This is a genomic window from Klebsiella sp. HMSC09D12 (assembly GCF_001808475.1).
Classification (GTDB): domain Bacteria; phylum Pseudomonadota; class Gammaproteobacteria; order Enterobacterales; family Enterobacteriaceae; genus Klebsiella; species Klebsiella oxytoca.
Genome location: NZ_KV793483.1, coordinates 198253 through 218363 on the forward strand (window position 1 = coordinate 198253; position 20111 = coordinate 218363).

20 protein-coding genes are annotated in these 20111 nt (G+C 53.9%); 8 read left to right on the forward strand and 12 right to left on the reverse strand.

Going from position 1 to position 20111, the window contains the following annotated elements; translation table 11 throughout:
• Positions 1 to 49 precede the first annotated feature (49 nt).
• The 11 genes from araD to seqA all read right to left on the reverse strand — a co-directional run bounded on the left by araD (position 50) and on the right by seqA (position 11877).
• Positions 50 to 745, reverse strand: a complete 696-nt coding sequence (araD, locus tag HMPREF3178_RS15985; protein WP_004100255.1) for an L-ribulose-5-phosphate 4-epimerase — start codon at positions 743 to 745, stop codon at positions 50 to 52.
• Entirely contained in the window at positions 735 to 1634 is a 900-nt protein-coding gene (locus tag HMPREF3178_RS15990) for an L-ribulose-5-phosphate 3-epimerase (protein WP_004100254.1), read from the reverse strand. The genes araD and HMPREF3178_RS15990 overlap by 11 nt, the downstream gene beginning before the upstream one ends.
• Positions 1631 to 3109, reverse strand: coding sequence for an FGGY-family carbohydrate kinase (locus HMPREF3178_RS15995; protein ID WP_017146340.1), 1479 nt, complete (start codon positions 3107 to 3109; stop codon positions 1631 to 1633). The genes HMPREF3178_RS15990 and HMPREF3178_RS15995 overlap by 4 nt, the downstream gene beginning before the upstream one ends.
• 27 nt (positions 3110 to 3136) lie before the next feature.
• Positions 3137 to 4123, reverse strand: a complete 987-nt coding sequence (locus HMPREF3178_RS16000) for an ABC transporter permease (RefSeq protein WP_004100252.1) — start codon at positions 4121 to 4123, stop codon at positions 3137 to 3139.
• A 10-nt stretch (positions 4124 to 4133) separates the two neighbouring features.
• The gene (locus tag HMPREF3178_RS16005; protein WP_004100251.1) at positions 4134 to 5618 is read right to left on the reverse strand and encodes a sugar ABC transporter ATP-binding protein; all 1485 of its coding nucleotides are present in this window, start codon (positions 5616 to 5618) and stop codon (positions 4134 to 4136) included.
• 105 nt (positions 5619 to 5723) lie between these two features.
• The gene (locus tag HMPREF3178_RS16010) at positions 5724 to 6590 is read right to left on the reverse strand and encodes an ABC transporter substrate-binding protein (RefSeq protein ID WP_049595825.1); all 867 of its coding nucleotides are present in this window, start codon (positions 6588 to 6590) and stop codon (positions 5724 to 5726) included.
• Positions 6591 to 6872: 282 nt separating this feature from the next.
• Positions 6873 to 7946 (reverse strand): erythritol/L-threitol dehydrogenase, encoded by a 1074-nt coding sequence (locus HMPREF3178_RS16015; protein WP_004111420.1) that lies wholly within the window; start codon positions 7944 to 7946, stop codon positions 6873 to 6875.
• Positions 7947 to 8060: 114 nt separating this feature from the next.
• Entirely contained in the window at positions 8061 to 8858 is a 798-nt protein-coding gene (locus HMPREF3178_RS16020; protein WP_017146343.1) for a DeoR/GlpR family DNA-binding transcription regulator, read from the reverse strand.
• Positions 8859 to 9179: 321 nt separating this feature from the next.
• Positions 9180 to 9599, reverse strand: coding sequence for a hypothetical protein (locus HMPREF3178_RS16025; RefSeq protein ID WP_004100239.1), 420 nt, complete (start codon positions 9597 to 9599; stop codon positions 9180 to 9182).
• Positions 9600 to 9655: 56 nt separating this feature from the next.
• Positions 9656 to 11296 (reverse strand): phosphoglucomutase (alpha-D-glucose-1,6-bisphosphate-dependent), encoded by a 1641-nt coding sequence (pgm, locus tag HMPREF3178_RS16030; RefSeq protein ID WP_017146344.1) that lies wholly within the window; start codon positions 11294 to 11296, stop codon positions 9656 to 9658.
• A 32-nt stretch (positions 11297 to 11328) separates the two neighbouring features.
• Entirely contained in the window at positions 11329 to 11877 is a 549-nt protein-coding gene (gene seqA, locus HMPREF3178_RS16035; protein WP_004111417.1) for a replication initiation negative regulator SeqA, read from the reverse strand.
• A gap of 184 nt (positions 11878 to 12061) precedes the next feature.
• On the opposite strand from seqA, the gene ybfF reads away from it, so the two are divergent.
• The 8 genes from ybfF (at position 12062) to HMPREF3178_RS16075 (ending at position 19717) form a co-directional block, all read left to right on the forward strand.
• Positions 12062 to 12835, forward strand: a complete 774-nt coding sequence (gene ybfF, locus HMPREF3178_RS16040) for an esterase (protein ID WP_004100236.1) — start codon at positions 12062 to 12064, stop codon at positions 12833 to 12835.
• Positions 12836 to 12968: 133 nt separating this feature from the next.
• Positions 12969 to 13262, forward strand: a complete 294-nt coding sequence (gene ybfE / locus HMPREF3178_RS16045) for a LexA regulated protein (RefSeq protein ID WP_004100235.1) — start codon at positions 12969 to 12971, stop codon at positions 13260 to 13262.
• A gap of 149 nt (positions 13263 to 13411) precedes the next feature.
• Positions 13412 to 13942 carry a flavodoxin FldA gene (gene fldA, locus HMPREF3178_RS16050; protein WP_004100234.1) on the forward strand — a complete coding sequence of 177 codons (531 nt, stop codon included), beginning with the start codon at positions 13412 to 13414 and terminating at the stop codon, positions 13940 to 13942.
• A 291-nt stretch (positions 13943 to 14233) separates the two neighbouring features.
• On the forward strand, positions 14234 to 14686 hold the full coding sequence (fur, locus tag HMPREF3178_RS16055; protein ID WP_004100233.1) for a ferric iron uptake transcriptional regulator: 453 nt from the start codon (positions 14234 to 14236) through the stop codon (positions 14684 to 14686).
• Positions 14687 to 14813: 127 nt separating this feature from the next.
• Positions 14814 to 15740 (forward strand): tricarballylate utilization LysR family transcriptional regulator TcuR, encoded by a 927-nt coding sequence (tcuR, locus tag HMPREF3178_RS16060; protein WP_004111412.1) that lies wholly within the window; start codon positions 14814 to 14816, stop codon positions 15738 to 15740.
• A 97-nt stretch (positions 15741 to 15837) separates the two neighbouring features.
• Complete coding sequence (gene tcuA / locus HMPREF3178_RS16065) at positions 15838 to 17241, forward strand: FAD-dependent tricarballylate dehydrogenase TcuA (protein WP_017146345.1); 1404 nt, start codon at positions 15838 to 15840, stop codon at positions 17239 to 17241.
• Positions 17228 to 18367, forward strand: a complete 1140-nt coding sequence (tcuB, locus tag HMPREF3178_RS16070; protein ID WP_004111410.1) for a tricarballylate utilization 4Fe-4S protein TcuB — start codon at positions 17228 to 17230, stop codon at positions 18365 to 18367. The genes tcuA and tcuB overlap by 14 nt, the downstream gene beginning before the upstream one ends.
• Positions 18368 to 18421: 54 nt before the next feature.
• Positions 18422 to 19717, forward strand: coding sequence for an MFS transporter (locus tag HMPREF3178_RS16075; RefSeq protein ID WP_017146346.1), 1296 nt, complete (start codon positions 18422 to 18424; stop codon positions 19715 to 19717).
• A 53-nt stretch (positions 19718 to 19770) separates the two neighbouring features.
• Here HMPREF3178_RS16075 and chiQ read toward each other — a convergent pair whose 3' ends face one another.
• Complete coding sequence (gene chiQ / locus HMPREF3178_RS16080) at positions 19771 to 20103, reverse strand: ChiQ/YbfN family lipoprotein (RefSeq protein WP_004100227.1); 333 nt, start codon at positions 20101 to 20103, stop codon at positions 19771 to 19773.
• Positions 20104 to 20111: the final 8 nt, after the last annotated feature.

The following is a 20111-nucleotide window of genomic DNA, read 5'->3' on the forward strand; positions in this document are numbered from 1 at the left end:
CGGTAGCCCGGATAAGGCGTTTACGCCGCCATCCGGGGAATGCAGACAATTACTGCCCGTAGTAGGCCCCCGCGCCGTGTTTACGCAAATAGTGTTTATCCAGCAGGGTCGCAGAGACCGGCTGTTCGTCAGCGCTTAACTGGCGGGTCCACATATTCATATAGGCAATCTCTTCCAGCACCACGGCATTATGCACCGCGTTCGCCGGATCTTTTCCCCATGCAAATGGGCCGTGGCCGTGAACCAGCGCGGCGGGCACGCTGAGTGGATCGGTATGCTGCGCGCCCAGCGTTTCGATAATCACGTGACCGGTATTGGTTTCATAATCACTGCGGATTTCATCATCGCTAAGGGGACGGGTACACGGGATCGGCCCATAAAAATAGTCGGCATGGGTGGTGCCCATCGCCAGCAGCGACCTCCCCGACTGCGCCCAAATCGTCGCATGGCGCGAATGGGTATGCACAATTCCGCCCACGCCGCTGAATGCCTTATACAGCTCGAGATGGGTCGGCGTATCCGACGAGGGCTTATAGCGTCCCTCCACCACGCTGCCGGTCGCCAGCTCCACCACCACCATATCGTCAGCGGTCATCACGGCGTATTCCACGCCGGAGGGTTTGATCACCACCAGCCCGGCGTCGCGATCGATGCCGCTGACGTTGCCCCAGGTAAAGGTCACGAGATTAAATTTCGGCAGCGCCAGATTGGCATCAAGAACCGCCTGCTTGAGGTTATCCAACATACTTCACTCCTGAATTCACAATGCCTTCATAGTGCGGTGGACGAAATGTCTGCTGGTATTTATCCGTTAGCCACGCTTTAGCGTCGGCGATTCTCTCGCTATCCAGCCCGTCGTTTTTGGCCCACATCTCAATCAGCCAGGCGCCGCGATAGTTCAGCGCCGAGAGCGTACGAAATATCTCCGTGAAATCGACGCAGCCGGTACCGAATGGCACATCGCGAAACTGCCCCAGCGAAGCGTGGGACACCGGCTGCGTATCCTTCAAATGAATGGCGGTGATTTTATGAATTCCCTTACTCAACTCTTCGGGAACATCGTTTTGCCATGCGCTTAAGTTGCCGACGTCCGGATAGACGCAAAACCACGGACTACAGACCTTCCTTTCGAGATCCAGCCAGCGGGAGATATTGCTCATAAAGGCGGTATCCATAATCTCCATCGACAGCATCACCTGCGCTTTCGCCGCTTCGGCTACCGCCCAGTTGATGCCCTCAATAAAGTATTCCCGGGTCTGCGCCGAAGAGGATTCGTAATAGACGTCATAGCCTGCCAGCTGGATGTTGCGAATACCGACGTGGCTGGCAAAATCCAGCGCATCAAGCATCAGTTCCCGCGCCTTGAGCCGGGTCTCACGATTGACGCTACCAAAGGGATGGCTGCGGTGCGCGGAGAGGCACATGCTCGGCACATCGATACCGCTGTTAATTTTGTCGGCCACAAATGCCAGCCGCTGTCCACGGTTCCAGCGCAGCCTGGCCTGGCGTTCAGGACTCTCATCAACGGAGATTTCGATAAAATCAAACTCCAGGCCAGCCGCCATTTCGAAGCGTTTCGGCCAGTCCAGCGCAGCGGGAAGCGCTTTTTCGTAGATACCAAGTCTCGGTTTCATTGCGCCGCCCCCGTTGCCCTGGAGAGGCTTTGCGCGACCTCTACGTAACGGGCATAACCTTCGCGCAGCTGCTGATGCCGCTTGCCGTCCGGTTGATAACTGACCACCTCGGGCTGCGTGGCCGCTATCGCTTCGCTGAAGTTGGCGTAGGCTCCGCTGCCGGCGGCTGCGCACAGCGCGGCGGCTCGACATCCCGCCTGTTCGATGTCCACGACTTCCAGAGGAAGATTGGCCGCGTCGGCGTACATCTGGGTCCAGCCTCTCGACTGGCTCGGCCCGCCGGTAAAGCGAATTTTTTCAATACCCCGATTGAGTTCAATAATGCGGTCCTGATGTATCAGGTGAGAAAAAACGATCCCGCGGTAGATGGCCGCAATAATATCCTTTTTCGTATGATGTCCCGCCAGACCTACCAGCGCACCCGGCAGATCCATCGCCAGATTGGAACCGAACAGATAAGGTAAAAAAATCAGGTTGCTGTCGGTATCTTGCGCAATCCAGCTTTCGAAATGGTCGTAGCAGCGGTCATCGTCAGGGAAAAACTGTTTCACAAACCAGGAGAGATTGCTCGCCGAAGTGGGGCTGCCCTCATGAACAAAATATTTGCCCGGAATGCAGTATTTTCCCCAAATGTAGGGATAGTCGCTGGCAATAATGCTGTCCGTCACCGAGGTGGCGATGCTCCATGTACCGGCCACAGCGCTCAGGGTATCCGCCCGGTCAATGCCCGATGAGACGGCGGAGGCCACCACGTCGAAAAAGCCACCGAATACCGGCGTTCCCGGACATAATCCGCAGTCCAGCGAGGCCTGCAGGGTAATGTGGCCCACGCAGTCCGTCGAGTTGACCACCGGCGCGGTCTTATCCGCCACTTCCTCAATGCCGAACAGCGCCATCATGTCGCGGTCGTAGCGGGAGGAAAGCTGGTTATAAAAATTGCTGCCGGAAATATTGGTAATTTCCGCCGTCGCCTCGCCGGTCAGACGAAAGCGAATATAGTCGTGCACCATTAAAACGGCGTCGATTCTGTCGTAGTTGGCGGGCTCATGTGCTTTTAACCACGCCAGCAGCGATACCGGGTGCCCGGTCCACAGCTGCTGCAGCCCTTTGGGATAGGCCAGTTTATCGACCCCTTCGCGGTACCATTTTTTGACGAACGCCAGCGCCCGGGTATCGGATGAGATTATTCCGTTGCGCACCGGCTCGCCTTTTTTATCAATTGCGTACAGCCCTTTGCCGTGCGAGGAGAAGCCGATCCCGCCAATACTTAACGCTGGCACCTGGCTTTCAAACAGCGCTTTTTTTATTACGCTGCAAACGGTATCCCATAGCTCATGCATGTTCCTCTCGGTAAAACCCGGCTGTTCGGATAATACCTGTGCATATTGCGAAGCCACGTGGATCTCCTGCCCGCACTCAGTATATATCCCGGCTTTGGTGACCGTACCACCGATATCCACTCCGATAAAATTCATATCCCTTCGTCCCATAATTAATATAAGTTAACGTCTGGCTGAGCTAATAAAGGTGGCGCCCCAAATAATAAGCCCTTTCACCACGTACTGAACGTAAGGTGAGATCCCTAACAGGTTTAATCCATTATTCAGTACGCCGAGCATCATGGCGCCGATCAGCGTGCCAATAATCATTCCGCGCCCACCGGCAATCGATGCCCCGCCGAGCACCACGGCGGCAATAGCATCCAGTTCAAAACCGACGCCCGCATTAGGCTGACCGCTCATCACCCGTGAGGTAAAAATAAGACCGGCAAAACTGGCGGTAAAACCGCTGATCACATAAACCAGCAATTTATAATATTTAACCCGCAGTCCGCTCAGGCGCGCCGCTTCTTCATTGCCGCCAAGAGAATAAACATAGCGGCCAAACGGCATATGATTCAGCACGATATAAAAGATGAAATATAAAACCACCATCAGAATAATAGGTACCTGAATACCGAACAGATATTCACGGCCCCAAAAAGCGAATGAATCCGGTAAGCCGGAGATGGGATAGCCGCCGGTATAGATCAGTGCCAGCCCCTTCGCAATAATCATCGCGCCGAGGGTTACGATAATCGGCGGCATTTTGCCGTAGGCGGTTAAAAAGCCGTTCAGCGCGCCAAAGGCGACGCCGGAACCCAGGCCGATAAGAATGGCTAACCACGGATCTAAACCATAGTACTTCATTAATCCCGCCATCAGCGTACCGGCCAGGGCCATGACCGCGCCGACGGAGAGGTCGATCCCGCCGGTCAGGATGGCAAAGGTCATTCCGATGGCGATGATGGCATTGATCGAGACCTGACGGGCGACGGTAGATAAGTTATCAACCGTTAAGAAGTAGTCATTAAAAATGGCCATACAGGAAAACAGGAGTACCAGACCAACGAATGGCAGGAATGCAGGCATTTTTAATAAACTATGCAGCATCTTTTTATTTTTATCAGGAGACACGGCTGGCGCTAATGATACGTTTTCATTACTCATTTAATACTCCCTAAATAATATTACCGGCAGCATGCAGCATAATGACGGTGGAATTAATTTGGTCGTTCTCAAGCTCCGCAACGATATTACCGTCGCGAAAAACCATCACCCGGTCGCTGACGCCTATGACCTCTGGAAGCTCAGATGAAATCATAATTATCGCAATCCCCTGGGCGGTGAGGTCGCGCATAATCTGGTAGATTTCTGATTTTGCTCCGACATCAATACCGCGAGTCGGCTCGTCAAAAATAAGAATATTGACGTCATGATTTAACCAACGAGAAATAACGACTTTCTGCTGGTTACCGCCGCTCAACGTCCCCACCGCGGTCCCGGCATCTGGCGTTTTCACACCAACGTGGCTAATTAAACGCTCGGCGGTCAGGCGCTCTTCGTTATCGCGGATTAGCGAGAACTGGCAGGCGTGTTTGTTAAGCCAGATATTGTCTTTGACCGAAAAAGGCAGTACCAGTCCCTGCGTTTTGCGGCTTTCCGGCAACAGGCCGATACCCAGACGCAGAGCCCGATCGGTTGAATTTATCGTCACCTCTTTTCCGGCCAGACGGACGCGTTTTTTGTAGCATTTATCCGCGCCGGTCAGAGCCAGAATCGCTTCGGAACGCCCCGACCCCACCAGCCCGGCAAGGCCTAAAATCTCCCCTTTGCGCAACGTCAGCCGATTAACCTGACTACTTTCGGTCAGCTGAATTTCCGCCTCCAGCAGTATTTCATCATGCGCCAGCGTCCGCCGCTCGGGATAGATGTTCTCCACCTCACGGCCGACCATCATCTGGATCATCTCTGCGATATCGATATTGTCGACCTTTGCCGATCCGATATATTTGCCGTCGCGCAGAATACTCAGGCTGTCGCAGATTTCATATATCTCCTCCAGATGATGCGAGATAAAGAACATGCCGACGCCTTTGGCCTTTAAATCGCGCATCACGCGGAAAAGATGTTCCGCCTCGCCAGGAGTTAAGGTCGCGGTGGGTTCGTCCAGAATGAGAATTCGCGCATCCAGCGACAGCGCTTTGGCAATTTCCACGAACTGCTGCTCGGCGACGCTGAGATGGCAGATTTGCTCGTCGGGATCGAGCGTGACGCCGAGCTCTTTAAAAATGCGTAACGCCTCCCGACGCATCGCTTTACGATCTAGCAGACCAAAACGATTTACCTTTTCGCGATTAAGGAAAATATTCTCATAAGCGTTCAGATAGGGAATAAGAGAAAACTCCTGAAAGATAATCCCTACGCCGCAGGCAATCGCGTCACGATAGTTATGAAAATGTTGCTGCTTACCGTCAATAAAAATATTACCGGCGTCAGGTTGATAGATCCCGCACAGGATTTTCATCAGCGTCGATTTACCCGCGCCGTTTTCACCTAATAAAGCGTGAACTTCTCCACGAGCAAGGGTGATATTAACATTATCCAGCGCCTTGACTCCGGGGAAGCTTTTACTGACGTTTTTGACTTCCAGTAGGCTGGGCATAAACATCGCTCCATAATGGCTCGATAAAATAGCGAGCCATACTTTAATAAGAATCCGGCACGGCTCACCTGAATAAGCGAGAGCCGCTGTGGCGTAATAACGCGATTACCAGTGGAAATCTTTGGCGTTGTTTTTATCGATAAGCTTCACATCAACAGGAATCTCTTTAGGAATATTCGCCCCCCAGTGTTTTGCCAGGGCAATACCTAAGCCAATACGCAGCTGATCGCGCGGGAACTGTGCTGCGGTAGCAATAAACGGCGTATTACCTTTGGCAATTTCAGCCACCGCTTCCGGAGATCCATCGACGCTGACCAGCTTGACATCGCGTCCAGATGACTGAATAGCCGCCAGGGCACCGAGTGAGCCAACATCATTGACGCTGAAAATACCGTTGAGCGTCGGGTTGGATTGCAGCATATTTTCCGTCACGCTCATGGAGGTATCGCGCTCTTGTTTACCATTCAGTTTGGTAAGCACTTTAATATTGGGATGCTTTTTCATCGCATCTTCAAAGCCGCGCACGCGCTCCAGAATAGGCACCACCGGAATTCCGTCGAGAATCGCCACATTGCCTTTATCTCCCAGCGCTTTGGCTAAATGCTCTCCGGCAATAAAGCCCGCATCATAGTTTTTTGAACCCACAAAAGAATCAATCGGACCGTTAGCCTGAGCATCTATCGCCACCACCACCACGCCGGCTTTTTTGGCGGCCAGGACGGCGGTTTCCGCGCCAACGCTATCTGCCGGGTTAATCAGCAAAATATCAATTTTCTTTTGCAGCATATCCTCAACATCGCTAATCTGCTTGGAGACATCATGCGCCGCATCCGCAGTATAGACGGTGGCGTTAATATCTTTTGCCGACTGTTCAAGTGACTCTTTCATGGTCACGAAATATTCGTTGTTTAATTCCTGGAAGGACATGCCGATAGTCAAAGGTTTAGCATTAACGCAGGCGACCATGCTCATAGCCAGAAGTCCTGAGAGTAATACTTTGGTATTAAATTTAACAGGCATTCAATATCTCCTTATTGAGTTGTGCGCTGCGGAATATAAATTATTCAGCAGCGTTTTCATGGTACTAATGTTGCCTGATTTACTGAGCAATAAATTCACCACTGGTAATTAGCAGAGGCTACCGACATTTATCTCAGCAATCCCCATGATTGAAGAAATCCAGTATTGATTTAGCAGCCATTTATGAAAGTGCAGAACAATAAATATAAATGACGCGAGTGAATGATGATAAATTTATGGCTTGATAACGACCTTGATGGAATCCAGCGATTTGGCCATCTCAAAAGCGGCTTTCCACTCATCGATAGAATAGAAATGCGTTACCACGCCTTTGGCGGTCAAGAGGCCACGCTCAAAAAGATCGATAGCGATTTCATAGCTATAGGGGCCGAGATGCGCACCGCGAATATCGAGCTCTTTGCGGTCGCCGATGATCGACCAGTCGGCGGTGGTTTCTTTCCCAAACACGCTAAATTCAACGAAGCGCCCCAGCTTGCGTATCATCTCCAGTCCCTGAGTCACGCCAACAGGCGCGCCGGTCGCTTCGATATAAACGTCGCAGCCGTATCCGTCCGTCATGGACTTAACGATGGCGACGGCGTCCTCTTTCGCCGCGTTGATGACCACGTCGGCGCCAAACGCTTTAGCCAGCGCCAGGCGATCTTCCATGGTATCGATGACCACCAGTTTCTTCGGCGTCTTAAGATGAGCGACCTGCACCATGCACAGCCCCAGCGGCCCGGCGCCGGCGATAACGACCACATCATCCAGATCGATATCCCCGCGGCGTACCGTATGAATTGCACAGGCCATAGGTTCGATCAGCGCCGCATCTTCTTCACTTAATGATTCAGGAATTTTATGAATAATCGCGCGTTCGGAGAAACGCATATATTCAGCCATACCGCCATCGGCGACATCTTTCTGGAAGCCGTAAATATCATGGGTTTCACACATCCAGTATTTTCCGGTTTTACAGAAACGGCACTCATGGCAGGGAACAATCTGTTCAGCGAGAATGCGATCGCCAATTTTTAATTTATATTTTTCAGCGGAACCCGGGCCTAATTCAGCAACCCGACCGTAAAACTCATGGCCGGGCACTACCGGCGTTTTTACCCACGGATTATCACCCCAGAACATCGGCGCACCGTCCTGGGCCTTGCAATCACCGGCGCATATTCCACAGCCGTCAACCTTAATGACCACTTCTCTTTCTTTGGCGATCGGGCGGCGAATTTTCTCAAAGCGATAATCCTGGGGACCGTGGCAGACAACCGCTTTCATATCTTCAGGTAATTGTTCCATCGTAAACCTCTTTTTCGGATAAATAATGAAGAGGGACAGTATTGCTAATGCAATACTCCTCCAACTGGTACAGAGCGATTAAATGATGATGCAATTAGATTATTATTCAGAGCCTTATTTGGTCTCTACAATATGTACCTGATGCTGGCGATAGATATCGCCGGGTAACTCATTAGTGATCAAGATATCAATATCCGCCAGATCGCATATTTTATAAAGCGAATAGCGTTCAAATTTACTGCTATCGACCATCAGAATTTTTTGATCGGCAACTTTCAGCATCTCTTGCTTTAGCCGGACGTTGACTTCATTACTGTCTTTAATTTCCAGACCGGAGTCCAGGCCCTGACAGGAAAAAAACAGCTTATTGACCTTAAAATTGTTGATAATGAACTCAGCAACCGGACCGTGAAAGTCACCGTGACGCTCAGAATATTCACCACCAACGCTGACAATTCTTATTTTTTTGCGACAGGCTAAGGTTTGAATAATATTCAAAGAATTAGTAATAACGGTCAATTCAATGTCAGGTAGCTGACGGGCTAAAAACCAGCAGGAGCTGCTATTATCCATAATGATGCACTCATGCTCATGAATAAATTGCAGCGCACCTTTGGCGATGCGCATCTTACGTTCTGGCTGTTCTTTCGTGCGCTTAATAAAGGCTTCGGCTTTATCGACAAAGTTTCCGTTATTTGCCGGCATATCGGCAGCTAAAAACGATGCCGTATTTTCGGAAATCATTGCGCCGCCAAAGCTGCGCACTATTTTCTTATTTCTGGCCAGCGCAGTTAAATCACGTCGAATAGTTTCCGGAGATACGCCAAATAATCGCGACAGCTCATTAACTCTGGCACCCCCCTTTTCTACGACATATTCCACAATTAATGAGTGACGTTTAACTTGTAACATATAAGTTCTCAAGAAAGCATCCAGGATTTAATGACATAAATATAACAAAATCATCCATATCAGTAAGTGACATAAATCATACAAAATCAAAACAAGCTTTTAGCTTTTTTTAATTTGAAGTAGATCATATATATATGGGAAATTTCATTTTAATCACGATAAATTTGTGACTAAAATCGCAGAATTAGCCGTGATTGTTCACCTGCTCCGGTAGTTAATTCGGCAAAACGGGCAAACCCGGTCAACGACCTGATACCCGTTTATGCCCGATTCGGTCACCGTGTTACCGATACCCCTGCCCCATGAAGATAACGCGAAAAGTTAAATCTTTCGCCATCGCCATAACGTCATCAATTTTGCCGCCTCAGAGACCAGCAGCAGAGCGATAAAGAAAGCCGCGCCTTTAACTCCCAGGACCTGCGCGCCCCATAGCACCAGCGAAAGTGAGGGCAGCATAAAGGCCAGCCGCAGTGGCGTTTGCGCACAGGCCAACCGCAGGGCATAGCGGCTCTGCCGCCAGAGGAGAACCATCGACACGGGAATAGTGACAATCAGCAGCACATTCAGCGGGAACAGCCAGGCGGCCGCGGGGCCAAGGGTGGGTACAAGCTGGAGATAAGAGAGGATGTCGTCGTAGAAAGGCAGGCGCTGATGGTAAAGATTCCAGCCGAGAAACTGGATGAGATAAAAGAGATCCATCCCGCCCCAGAACCGGAAGACGTGTTTACGTTTCAGTTTCATCGCTGCCTTGCGAAAAAAATCAGGCCCTGAAACGGGCCTGATTATCATGTGGGAGATTAGGCGTTTTTCAGCACTTCGCTGACAATCTCCACCGCTTCTTTTTCAATCTGCTGACGGTGTTCAGCGCCGAGGAAGCTTTCACAGTAGATTTTGTAGGCATCTTCGGTACCTGACGGACGCGCGGCGAACCAGCCGTTGTCGGTCATCACTTTCAGACCGCCAATCGCCGCCCCGTTGCCCGGAGCCGCAGTCAGACGCGCGGTAATCGGATCGCCTGCCAGGGTGCTGGCGCTCACCATTTCCGGAGAGAGCTTAGACAGCGCCGCTTTCTGGGCTGAAGTCGCGGAAGCCTGCAGACGATTGTAGCTTGGCGCGCCGAAGCGCTCTGCCAGCTCGTCGTAGTGCTGCTGCGGGTTTTTCCCGGTCACCGCGGTGATTTCCGCCGCCAGCAGGCACATGATGATGCCGTCTTTGTCAGTGGACCACGGCGTCCCGTCAAAGCGCAGGAACGACGCCCCCGCGCTCTCTTCGCCGCCGAAGCCGAAGCTACCGTCGAACAGGCCATCAACGAACCACTTAAAGCCAACCGGTACTTCCACCAGCTTGCGGCCCAGATCGTTGACTACGCGGTCAATCATCGCCGAGGAGACCAGGGTTTTACCCACCGCAACATCTTTGCCCCACTGCGGGCGATGCTGGAACAGGTAGTTAATCGCCACCGCCAGGTAGTGGTTCGGGTTCATTAACCCGGCCGGCGTGACGATACCGTGGCGGTCGTAATCCGGGTCGTTGGCGAAAGCCAGGTCAAACTTGTCGCGCAGCGCCAGCAGGCCCGCCATCGCGCACTCGGAGGAGCAGTCCATACGGATTGCGCCGTCTTTATCGAGGTGCATAAAGCGGAAAGTCTGATCCACGTGGTCATTCACGATAGTCAGGTTTAGGTTGTAATGCTCGGCGATACGCTTCCAGTATTCGATACCGGAGCCGCCCAGCGGATCGACGCCCAGCGTCAGTCCGGCTTTCTGGATCGCCGTCATGTCGACGATATCCGCTAATCCCTCAACAAACGGCTGCACCAGATCCTGCTCTTTGACGTGACCGGAGGCCAGCGCCGCATCAAGCGTCATACGCTTCACGCCCTGCAGACCCGCCGCCAGCAGTTCGTTGGCGCGGTTTTCGACCACTTTGGTGACGTTGGTATCAGCCGGGCCGCCGTTCGGCGGGTTGTATTTGATACCGCCGTCTTCCGGCGGGTTGTGGGACGGCGTAATAACAATACCGTCAGCCAGCGGGCCGCCCTTTTTGTTGTGCACCAGAATCGCATTGGAAATCGCCGGCGTCGGGGTGAATCCGTTGTTTTCCTGCACGATAACGTCAACCCCGTTCGCCGCCAGCACTTCCAGTACGGAAATAAAGGCAGGTTCGGAGAGCGCGTGGGTATCCTTCCCGACGTAGCATGGGCCGGTGATCCCGTTCTTCGCGCGGTCTTCAGCAATTGCCTGGGCAATCGCCAGAATATGCTGCTCGTTGAAGTTATGGCGCGCCGCGCTGCCGCGATGGCCGGAGGTGCCAAACTTCACCGCATGTTCCGCATTGCCTACTTCCGGCTTCAGCACATAGTACTGGGCAGTCAGTTGGGCGACGTTAATCAAATCACTCTGTTGCGCAGGTTGACCTGCGCGCTTATCGATTGCCATTGCCTGATCCTTCTGGTGCAAAAGTTAAATGACTAGATCGTACCGCAAACCTTTTCGATCAATTCCGCAGGGAACTGCATGGACTGCATGATGTGTTCGATCATGCTGCATTTGCGACCGGTATTGGTATTTGTGATAACCCACCACGGCGTACCGGGGACCTGCTTAGGCTTAGTCTGATTACCGTTTTTCTGCAGCGTGCGCTCATCTTCAGCGAAATAGACGCGGGTGCGCCCGTGCAGAGACTCGGTGGCCTCGGCAAACGCTTTGCTGTCTAAGGTGTAGAGGGTAGTCAGAACCAGCATGAATCGGTTTACCGCGCGCTTTTGTTCAGCATACTCATCAGATAACAGCAGCTCACGCATCGCGCGAACTTTATCCTTCAGAGGATTAGCGGGCTTCACGTCAACGACAGGCGTTGGCGCCGGTGCCGGAGCGGCTTTCGCTACCGGTGCGGCGGGCTGGGAAACGGCGGAAAACTTCAACATGCGCCGTAAAATGTCGGATGCACTCTCGCCAATATGCTTGGTGTGGCTGGCAATATAGCTATAGAGTTCATCATCAACTTCAATTGTTTTCATCTTAATCCAGTGCGATATCTTTTTCTGAATACAAGTTGTCGGGATTATAGGGACAAATCCCAACCGCGGATAGCGTCAAACCAGGATGACGGCAAAACTCAGAAATCTTCCGGGTCTTGCAGCCGGATGGCAGAATGTTCAACATAATACCCTAACCCGACGGAGCGAAAAAAAGAACTTTGCCATGAAATTAAATAGCCGAGCGCAATCTGCACAGAATCAGCACAATAATCCCCCTATCGTCCTGGTCCACGGCCTTTTTGGCAGCCTGGACAACCTTGGGATCCTCGCCCGCGATCTGGTTGTCGATCACGATACGGTGCAGGTCGACATGCGAAACCACGGTCTCTCCCCGCGCGCGCCGGAGATGACCTACGCCGCGATGGCTGAGGATCTGCTTGATACTCTCAATGAATCGCAGATTGAGAAAGCCACCTTTATTGGTCACTCTATGGGCGGCAAAGCGGTGATGGCGCTGAGCGCGCTGGCGCCAGAGCGCATCGCAGGCCTGGTAGCTATTGATATCGCTCCGGTGGATTATCACGTCCGCCGCCATGATGAAATTTTTGCTGCCATCAACGCCGTTACCGATGCGGGCGCCGCTACGCGTCAGCAGGCAGCGACGGTCATGCGTCAACACCTTAATGAAGAGGGCGTGGTTCAGTTTCTGCTGAAATCCTTTGTGGATGGCCAGTGGCGTTTTAACGTACCGGTGCTGTGGGAGCAGTACGACAACATCGTCGGCTGGCAAACCGTCCCGGCATGGCCGCATCCGGCGCAGTTTATCCCCGGCGGCAACTCCCCTTACGTGACCGATGCCTGTCGTGACGCGCTGCTGGCGCAGTTTCCCGAAGCTCGGGCGCACGTTATCGCCGGCGCCGGACACTGGGTGCATGCTGAAAAACCGGAGGCTGTGATCCGCGCCATTCGCCGTTATTTGACCTCTATCGCCGCGTAACTGCCTAAAATATACTCGACCGCGCGGCTTAATGTCCGCGGCCGTTGGCGCAGCCCGCCGCCTGATGTATTATGGCGCGCTGTCTGCGTCGGCTATGCCCGATAGCTTGTTTCCCCCGAAGTCACTCTGAATCATGGCAAAAGAACAAACGGACCGTACGACATTAGATTTGTTCGCAACTGAGCGTCGGCCGGGAAGACCGAAAACGAATCCGCTTTCGCGCGATGAACAGCTGCGCATCAACAAACGCAATCAGCTTAAACGCGACAAGAGCCGCGGCCTGAAGCGCGTGGAGCTTAAGCTCAATGCCGATGCGGTCGATGCGCTCAATGAGCTGGCCGAAGCCCGTAACATGAACCGCAGCGATCTGATTGAAGAGATGCTGATGACCCAGCTGGCAGCCCTGCGCGGCCAGGATAAAGCCTAAAACCCTCAAAAAATAAGCTTTCATGTAGCAGAGTGTGCAGTTGGGCGTGATTGCTGTTTCCGCGCCCTTCTCAGTTCTGCTATCATTGCCCCTATCTGCGGGCATTACGCCACTACCACATCATTAAGTTTCAAGAGGTTATTTTACTCATGGCAATCATCGGCATCTTTTTTGGCAGCGATACCGGCAACACCGAAAATATTGCAAAAATGATTCAAAAGCAGCTTGGTAAAGATGTTGCTGATGTTCACGACATTGCCAAAAGCAGCAAAGAGGATCTGGAAGCTCACGATATCCTGCTGCTCGGCATCCCAACCTGGTACTACGGTGAAGCCCAGTGCGATTGGGACGATTTCTTCCCGACGCTGGAAGAGATCGATTTTAATGGCAAACTGGTAGCCCTCTTTGGCTGCGGCGACCAGGAAGACTATGCTGAATACTTCTGCGATGCGCTGGGCACCATTCGCGATATCATCGAACCGCGCGGCGCAACTATCGTTGGCCATTGGCCGACCGCTGGCTACCATTTTGAAGCCTCTAAAGGCCTGGCCGATGACGATCATTTTGTCGGTCTGGCTATCGACGAAGACCGTCAGCCTGAACTGACTAACGAACGCGTCGAAAAATGGGTAAAACAGATTTCCGAGGAGCTGCACCTCGAAGAAATCAAGAATGCCTGAGTCTAAACGGCGTAATCACCATATTTCGCCGAATTGATAGATAAAAGCAATCAAAGTTATAGCTACAAGTTTTTAACTTTTAATCACATATCTGTACAATGTCCTCTGATTTAACGGGGTCGCGTGAAGCACTTTGTAGCGAGTGCCTCGTTTTTGACAGCATACAAGGCCCGATGCTTGCAGTTTTCATTTCACCATGGCAGTTCTATAATGAGACGCATTACATCGGGTGATTCTCTGTATTACTTCCGCTGATGGAAGTAGATCGTTTAGCAACAGGACAGATTCCGCATGACTGACAACAATACCGCATTAAAGAAAGCTGGCCTGAAAGTGACGCTTCCGAGATTAAAAATCCTGGAAGTGCTGCAAGGACCGGATAACCATCATGTCAGTGCGGAAGACTTATACAAACGCCTGATTGATATGGGTGAAGAGATTGGCCTGGCCACCGTCTACCGCGTACTGAACCAGTTTGACGACGCCGGTATCGTCACCCGTCATAATTTCGAAGGCGGTAAATCCGTTTTTGAACTGACGCAGCAGCACCATCACGATCATCTGATTTGCCTGGACTGCGGCAAAGTGATCGAGTTTAGCGATGATTCCATCGAAGCGCGCCAGCGTGAGATTGCCGCCAGACACGGTATTCGCCTCACCAACCACAGTCTGTACCTGTACGGCCACTGTGCAGAAGGCGACTGCCGCGAAGATGAACATGCCCACGACGCGGTAGAGAAATAATCACCGCATCGTTTATCAGCCAAAGCCAGCCTACGGGTTGGCTTTTTTTTGCCCGCCATCTGCCGCCTCTTCCTCTCGCGCCTGAATACGTTTACTGTCGGTGCATCCTGCTTTATACGGAGTGCTTATGGAGCTTCGCCAGCTACGCTATTTTGTGCGCATTATTGAAACCGGCAGTATGGGCCGCGCCGCGCTTGACCTGAATATCGGCGTCTCCGCGCTTAGCCAACAAATGGCGCGCCTGGAAAATGAACTCGCCATTCGCCTGCTACAACGGACGTCTCGCGGCGTAATGCCCACCAGCGCTGGCCTCGCCTTCTATTCACAGGCGCAGCTGGCGCTGCGTCACGCTGATGATGCGGTTCTTGCTGCGCGCGAGGCGCGGCTATCTGGCCACGTCAGCGTCGGCATGGCCCCCAGCACCGCCTCTGTGCTCGGCGTACCCTTTATCAACGCGATGCGCGAAAGCTATGCCGACGTCCGCCTGCATCTGGTAGAAAGTCTCTCCGGCAACCTTGAACGCATGATCAACACCCGTCAGCTCGATTTAGCGATCGTGTTCCAGAAGGAGAAGCTTGTGCGCTGGAGCGCCAGGCCGATTCTTGAAGAGCGTCTGTTTCTGATTGGCACCCATAAGGTACTGGCTCCCCTTCCCGACGATAGCATCTCGCCGGACCAGCTCTCCGCTGTCCCGCTGATTATGCCAAGCCTGGGGCATGGGCTGCGCGGCAGGCTGGAGGCGATGTGCCAGGAGCATGCGCTTAATGTCGATGTGGTCGCTGAAATCGACGGTCTGGCCCTGCTAATGCGCGCCGTGCGCGACGGCCTCGGCGCCACTTTGCAGCCGGGAGCAGCGATTTCTCATCTCGACGGCGAGCCCCTGAGAGTGATCGGCATCAACAATCCGATACTCAGTCGGCCTAATTTTCTCGTCAGTCTTTCCGATGATGAACTGACCCCATCGGGTCTCGCTGCGCGAGTCATACTGGCAAAAGTCATGCGTCAGCTGGTCGAATCTGGCCGCTGGCCTGGCGCCAGCCTTTACGCACACTAAACCCCTCTTTAGCAATACGCCATAGCGTCCTGCCGCCCTGAGCGCATACATTTCCATTACAAATTTAACAATAAAGCAAACCGTAATGGAGCCAAAAATGGTGGATGTACTGGTGATTGGCGGCGGCAACGCTGCGCTATGCGCCGCCTTGACCGCCCGGGAATCCGGCGCGTCCGTGCTGCTGCTGGAGGCCGCGCCGAAAGAATGGCGCGGCGGAAACTCTCAGCACACGCGGAACCTTCGCTGTATGCACGATGCTCCGCAGGATGTGCTGGTCGACAGCTATCCGGAAGAGGAGTACTGGCAGGATCTGCTGCGCGTCACCGAGGGTAATACCAACGAAGCGCTGGCGCGGCTGGTGATCCGTACCTCATCACAGTGCCGGGACTGGATGCGCCAGCACGGAGTTAACTTTCAGCCACCGCTCTCCGGCGCACTGCACGTCGCCCGCACCAACGCCTTTTTCATGGGCGGCGGCAAGGCGCTTATAAATGCTTATTACCGCAGCGCGGAGCAGATGGGTGTACAGATCCGCTACAACACCCCGGTCCAGGCGCTCGAATTGTATAACGGCGAATTCGTCGCCGCGCTGGCGGGTGAAGAAAGGATTGCCGCGAAAACCTGCGTCCTCGCCGCCGGCGGCTTTGAGTCTAACCGCGAGTGGCTGCGCGAAGCGTGGGGACAGAACGATCGTGGCGAATGGCCAGCCGATAACTTTCTCATCCGCGGAACCCGCTTTAACCAGGGCGTGCTGCTGAAATATATGATCGACGCCGGGGCTGACGTTATCGGCGATCCCTCTCAGTCACACTGCGTCGCCATTGACGCCCGGGCACCGCTCTATGATGGCGGGATCTGCACCCGCGTGGACTGCGTATCGCTGGGCGTGGTCGTAAACCGCGACGCCGAGCGCTTTTATGATGAAGGGGAAGATTTCTGGCCCAAACGTTATGCCATCTGGGGGCGGCTGGTCGCCCACCAGCCGGGACAAATCGGCTATTCAATTATCGACAGCAAAGCGATCGGTCACTTTATGCCGCCGGTTTTTCCCGGCGCCCAGGCCAATACTATCGAAGAACTGGCTCGCCAGCTGGGGCTGGACGCGGCGCGTCTGGCGCAAACCATCGCGCACTATAACGCCGCCTGCGTGCCGGGCCAGTTCGATCATACCTGCCTTGATAACTGCGCAACATCAGGCCTGACCCCACCGAAAACCCACTGGGCGCGGCCCATCGATTCGCCGCCTTACTACGGTTACGCCTTGCGCCCGGGGATCACTTTCACCTACCTCGGACTGTACGTCAATGAACGCGCCGCCGTCCATTTTGCGGGCAACCCCAGCCGTAACCTGTTCGTTGCTGGCGAAATGATGGCCGGCAACGTGTTGGGCAAAGGCTATACCGCCGGCGTAGGCATGTCGATTGGTACGACGTTCGGCCGCATTGCCGGCCAGCAGGCCGCCCGTGCGGCACAGCAGGAGATACATCATGAAGTCGCTTGAAAAGTTGATTATCGACGCGCAGATCATCACCGAGCCGGAAGCAGAAGTTGAACGGGTGATGCAGGTCTGTAACGCCTGCCGCTATTGCGAAGGGTTTTGCGCCGTGTTTCCGGCCATGACTCAGCGCCTGGCTTTTGGTAAAGCGGATATTAACTACCTGGCCAACCTGTGCCACAACTGCGGCGCCTGCCTGCATGCCTGCCAGTATGCGCCGCCGCACGAGTTTGCCATTAATGTCCCGAAAGCGATGGCGGAAGTCCGCCTGGAAACCTATCAGCACTATGCCCAGCCCGAGGTTTTCAGCAGCCTCTACCGTCGGGCCGGCGTGACCACGGTGCTGGCGCTGGTCGCCGGTTTGATCCTCTTTTTGCTGTTGGCGATGGGGCTCAATGGCTCGCTGCTTCATCCACCGCTGGCGGGCGATTTTTACCGGATATTTCCCCATAACCTGCTGGCCTGGATGTTTGGCTCGGTCTTCATTCTGGCCATAGGGTTACTGATGAGCGGGGTGATCCGCTTCTGGCGCGAGATTTCACCGGGTCAGCCTCAGGCTATCGACATCGCTACAGCCTCGCATAATGCGCTCACGCTGAAGTATCTCGACGGCGGGCACGGTAAAGGCTGCAACGAGGCTGATGACGCGTTTACCCTGATGCGCCGCCGTTTCCATCACTTTACCTTCTACGGTTTTCTGCTCTGTTTCGCCGCCACCGTGGTGGCTACGGGTTATCACTATATCGCCGGTTGGGAGGCCCCCTACCCGTTCTTCAGCGTACCGGTTGTACTGGGCACGCTCGGCGGTATCGGCCTGCTGGTCGGCCCGGCGGGTTTGCTATGGCTAAACCTGCGCCGCTCGCCGCTGCACGGCGATGCGCGGCAAAAGCCGATGGATCGCGGCTTTATTCTGCTGCTGTTTTTGACCAGCCTGACCGGACTGGCCCTGCTGGCAGGGCGCGATACCTCGTGGATGGGCGTCCTGCTCGCCATTCATCTCGGCGTTGTGATGGCGCTGTTTTTAACCCTGCCATACGGAAAATTTGCCCACGGATTTTATCGCTGTGCGGCGTTACTCAAGTGGGCAATTGAGAAACGGCGCGGAAAACAGGCGGCAGTCGCAGGCGACTAGTCCGCTCATCTTACCTCTATAAAAACAAGATAAAGACAATGGAGAGCACCCCCTATGACGCAATCATCATCGCGCGCCGGTACCTTCGGCGCTATTCTCCGCGTGACCAGCGGTAATTTTCTCGAGCAATTCGACTTTTTTCTGTTCGGTTTTTACGCCACCTACATCGCCAGAACGTTCTTTCCGGCGGAAAGTGAGTTTGCGGCGTTAATGCTCACCTTCGCCGTGTTTGGTTCGGGCTTCCTGATGCGCCCTATCGGGGCGATAGTGCTGGGGGCCTATATCGACAGAATCGGGCGGCGTAAAGGGCTGATGGTGACGCTGGCGATTATGGGCTGCGGGACACTGCTGATAGCACTGGTCCCCGGCTATCACGCCATCGGCGTTCTCGCCCCCATTCTGGTATTAGTCGGCCGTCTGCTGCAGGGATTCTCGGCGGGCGTAGAGCTCGGCGGCGTGTCGGTCTACCTGTCGGAAATCGCCACCCCGGGGAAAAAGGGGTTCTATACCAGCTGGCAATCCGCCAGCCAGCAGGTGGCTATCGTGGTCGCGGCGCTGATTGGCTACGCGCTGAACGAAACGCTTGGCCATGATGAGATCGCCGAATGGGGCTGGCGTATCCCCTTCTTTATTGGTTGTCTGATCATTCCGCTGATTTTTGTACTGCGGCGTTCGCTACAGGAAACCGAAGCTTTCCTGCAGCGTAAACATCGTCCTGATACCCGAGAAATCCTGAGCACGATTGTAAAAAACTGGCGCATCATCTCGGCGGGCACCTTACTGGTGGCGATGACCACGACCACTTTTTACTTTATTACCGTTTATACCCCAACCTACGGGAGAGCCGTGCTGCATCTGAGCGCTCGCGATAGCCTGCTGGTTACCATGCTGGTCGGTATCTCTAACTTTATCTGGTTACCGATTGGCGGGGCAATTTCTGACAGAATAGGCCGTCGTCCGGTGCTGATGGGCATCACCCTGCTGGCGCTGTTTACCACCTGGCCGGTGATGCACTGGCTCACCGCCGCGCCGGATTTTACCCGTATGACGCTGGTCCTGCTCTGGTTCTCGTTTTTCTTCGGTATGTATAACGGCGCGATGGTCGCGGCGCTGACCGAAGTGATGCCGGTCTACGTCCGCACCGTGGGCTTTTCGTTAGCCTTTAGCCTCGCCACCGCTATCTTTGGCGGCCTGACGCCGGCTATTTCCACCGCGCTGGTCGAGATCACCGGGGATAAAAGCTCGCCGGGCTGGTGGCTGATGTGCGCTGCGCTATGCGGACTTGCCGCAACTGGCATGCTCTTTACTCGCCTGAGCCGCAGCTATCAGCCAGCAGAAATACCCCGCTAAAATAGCCGCGGGCGGAGTTTACGCTCCGCCCGCTTTGCCCGTCTCCGCCTGGATTAACGGGGCGTATTGTTGCTGCGGATCTCTTTCCAGAGCTGGTCGCAGCGCGCCTGCACGGCCTGATCGTTACCGGTTTTGCGCGCCTGGATACACTGTTGATAGTCCAGCACCCGCACGCTTTCCTGGGTGGCGAACTGCTGGTGCTGTTTCTCTTGCTTAAGCACGTTCAGTACGCTCTGACAGGCTTCAACCTTATCCGGGTTCCCCTCCGCGCTAGTAATGCAGGCGCTGTAGGCGTCTCTCAACTTTGAGTCTTCTTTCGGCGCTGGCGACTGCGTACAGGCAACCAGACCTGTTGCCATAATGGCGACAAGCAGTAACTTCTTCATAAATAACC

Excerpts from the sequence above, each read along its gene's own strand:
- araD (WP_004100255.1), bottom strand. The coding sequence starts at position 745 with ATGTTGGATAACCTCAAGCAGGCGGTTCTTGATGCCAATCTGGCGCTG.
- HMPREF3178_RS15990 (WP_004100254.1), bottom strand. The coding sequence starts at position 1,634 with ATGAAACCGAGACTTGGTATCTACGAAAAAGCGCTTCCCGCTGCGCTG.
- HMPREF3178_RS15995 (WP_017146340.1), bottom strand. The coding sequence starts at position 3,109 with ATGAATTTTATCGGAGTGGATATCGGTGGTACGGTCACCAAAGCCGGG.
- HMPREF3178_RS16000 (WP_004100252.1), bottom strand. The coding sequence starts at position 4,123 with ATGAGTAATGAAAACGTATCATTAGCGCCAGCCGTGTCTCCTGATAAA.
- HMPREF3178_RS16005 (WP_004100251.1), bottom strand. The coding sequence starts at position 5,618 with ATGCCCAGCCTACTGGAAGTCAAAAACGTCAGTAAAAGCTTCCCCGGA.
- HMPREF3178_RS16010 (WP_049595825.1), bottom strand. The coding sequence starts at position 6,590 with ATGAGCATGGTCGCCTGCGTTAATGCTAAACCTTTGACTATCGGCATG.
- HMPREF3178_RS16015 (WP_004111420.1), bottom strand. The coding sequence starts at position 7,946 with ATGGAACAATTACCTGAAGATATGAAAGCGGTTGTCTGCCACGGTCCC.
- HMPREF3178_RS16020 (WP_017146343.1), bottom strand. The coding sequence starts at position 8,858 with ATGTTACAAGTTAAACGTCACTCATTAATTGTGGAATATGTCGTAGAA.
- HMPREF3178_RS16025 (WP_004100239.1), bottom strand. The coding sequence starts at position 9,599 with ATGAAACTGAAACGTAAACACGTCTTCCGGTTCTGGGGCGGGATGGAT.
- pgm (WP_017146344.1), bottom strand. The coding sequence starts at position 11,296 with ATGGCAATCGATAAGCGCGCAGGTCAACCTGCGCAACAGAGTGATTTG.
- seqA (WP_004111417.1), bottom strand. The coding sequence starts at position 11,877 with ATGAAAACAATTGAAGTTGATGATGAACTCTATAGCTATATTGCCAGC.
- ybfF (WP_004100236.1), top strand. The coding sequence starts at position 12,062 with ATGAAATTAAATAGCCGAGCGCAATCTGCACAGAATCAGCACAATAAT.
- ybfE (WP_004100235.1), top strand. The coding sequence starts at position 12,969 with ATGGCAAAAGAACAAACGGACCGTACGACATTAGATTTGTTCGCAACT.
- fldA (WP_004100234.1), top strand. The coding sequence starts at position 13,412 with ATGGCAATCATCGGCATCTTTTTTGGCAGCGATACCGGCAACACCGAA.
- fur (WP_004100233.1), top strand. The coding sequence starts at position 14,234 with ATGACTGACAACAATACCGCATTAAAGAAAGCTGGCCTGAAAGTGACG.
- tcuR (WP_004111412.1), top strand. The coding sequence starts at position 14,814 with ATGGAGCTTCGCCAGCTACGCTATTTTGTGCGCATTATTGAAACCGGC.
- tcuA (WP_017146345.1), top strand. The coding sequence starts at position 15,838 with ATGGTGGATGTACTGGTGATTGGCGGCGGCAACGCTGCGCTATGCGCC.
- tcuB (WP_004111410.1), top strand. The coding sequence starts at position 17,228 with ATGAAGTCGCTTGAAAAGTTGATTATCGACGCGCAGATCATCACCGAG.
- HMPREF3178_RS16075 (WP_017146346.1), top strand. The coding sequence starts at position 18,422 with ATGACGCAATCATCATCGCGCGCCGGTACCTTCGGCGCTATTCTCCGC.
- chiQ (WP_004100227.1), bottom strand. The coding sequence starts at position 20,103 with ATGAAGAAGTTACTGCTTGTCGCCATTATGGCAACAGGTCTGGTTGCC.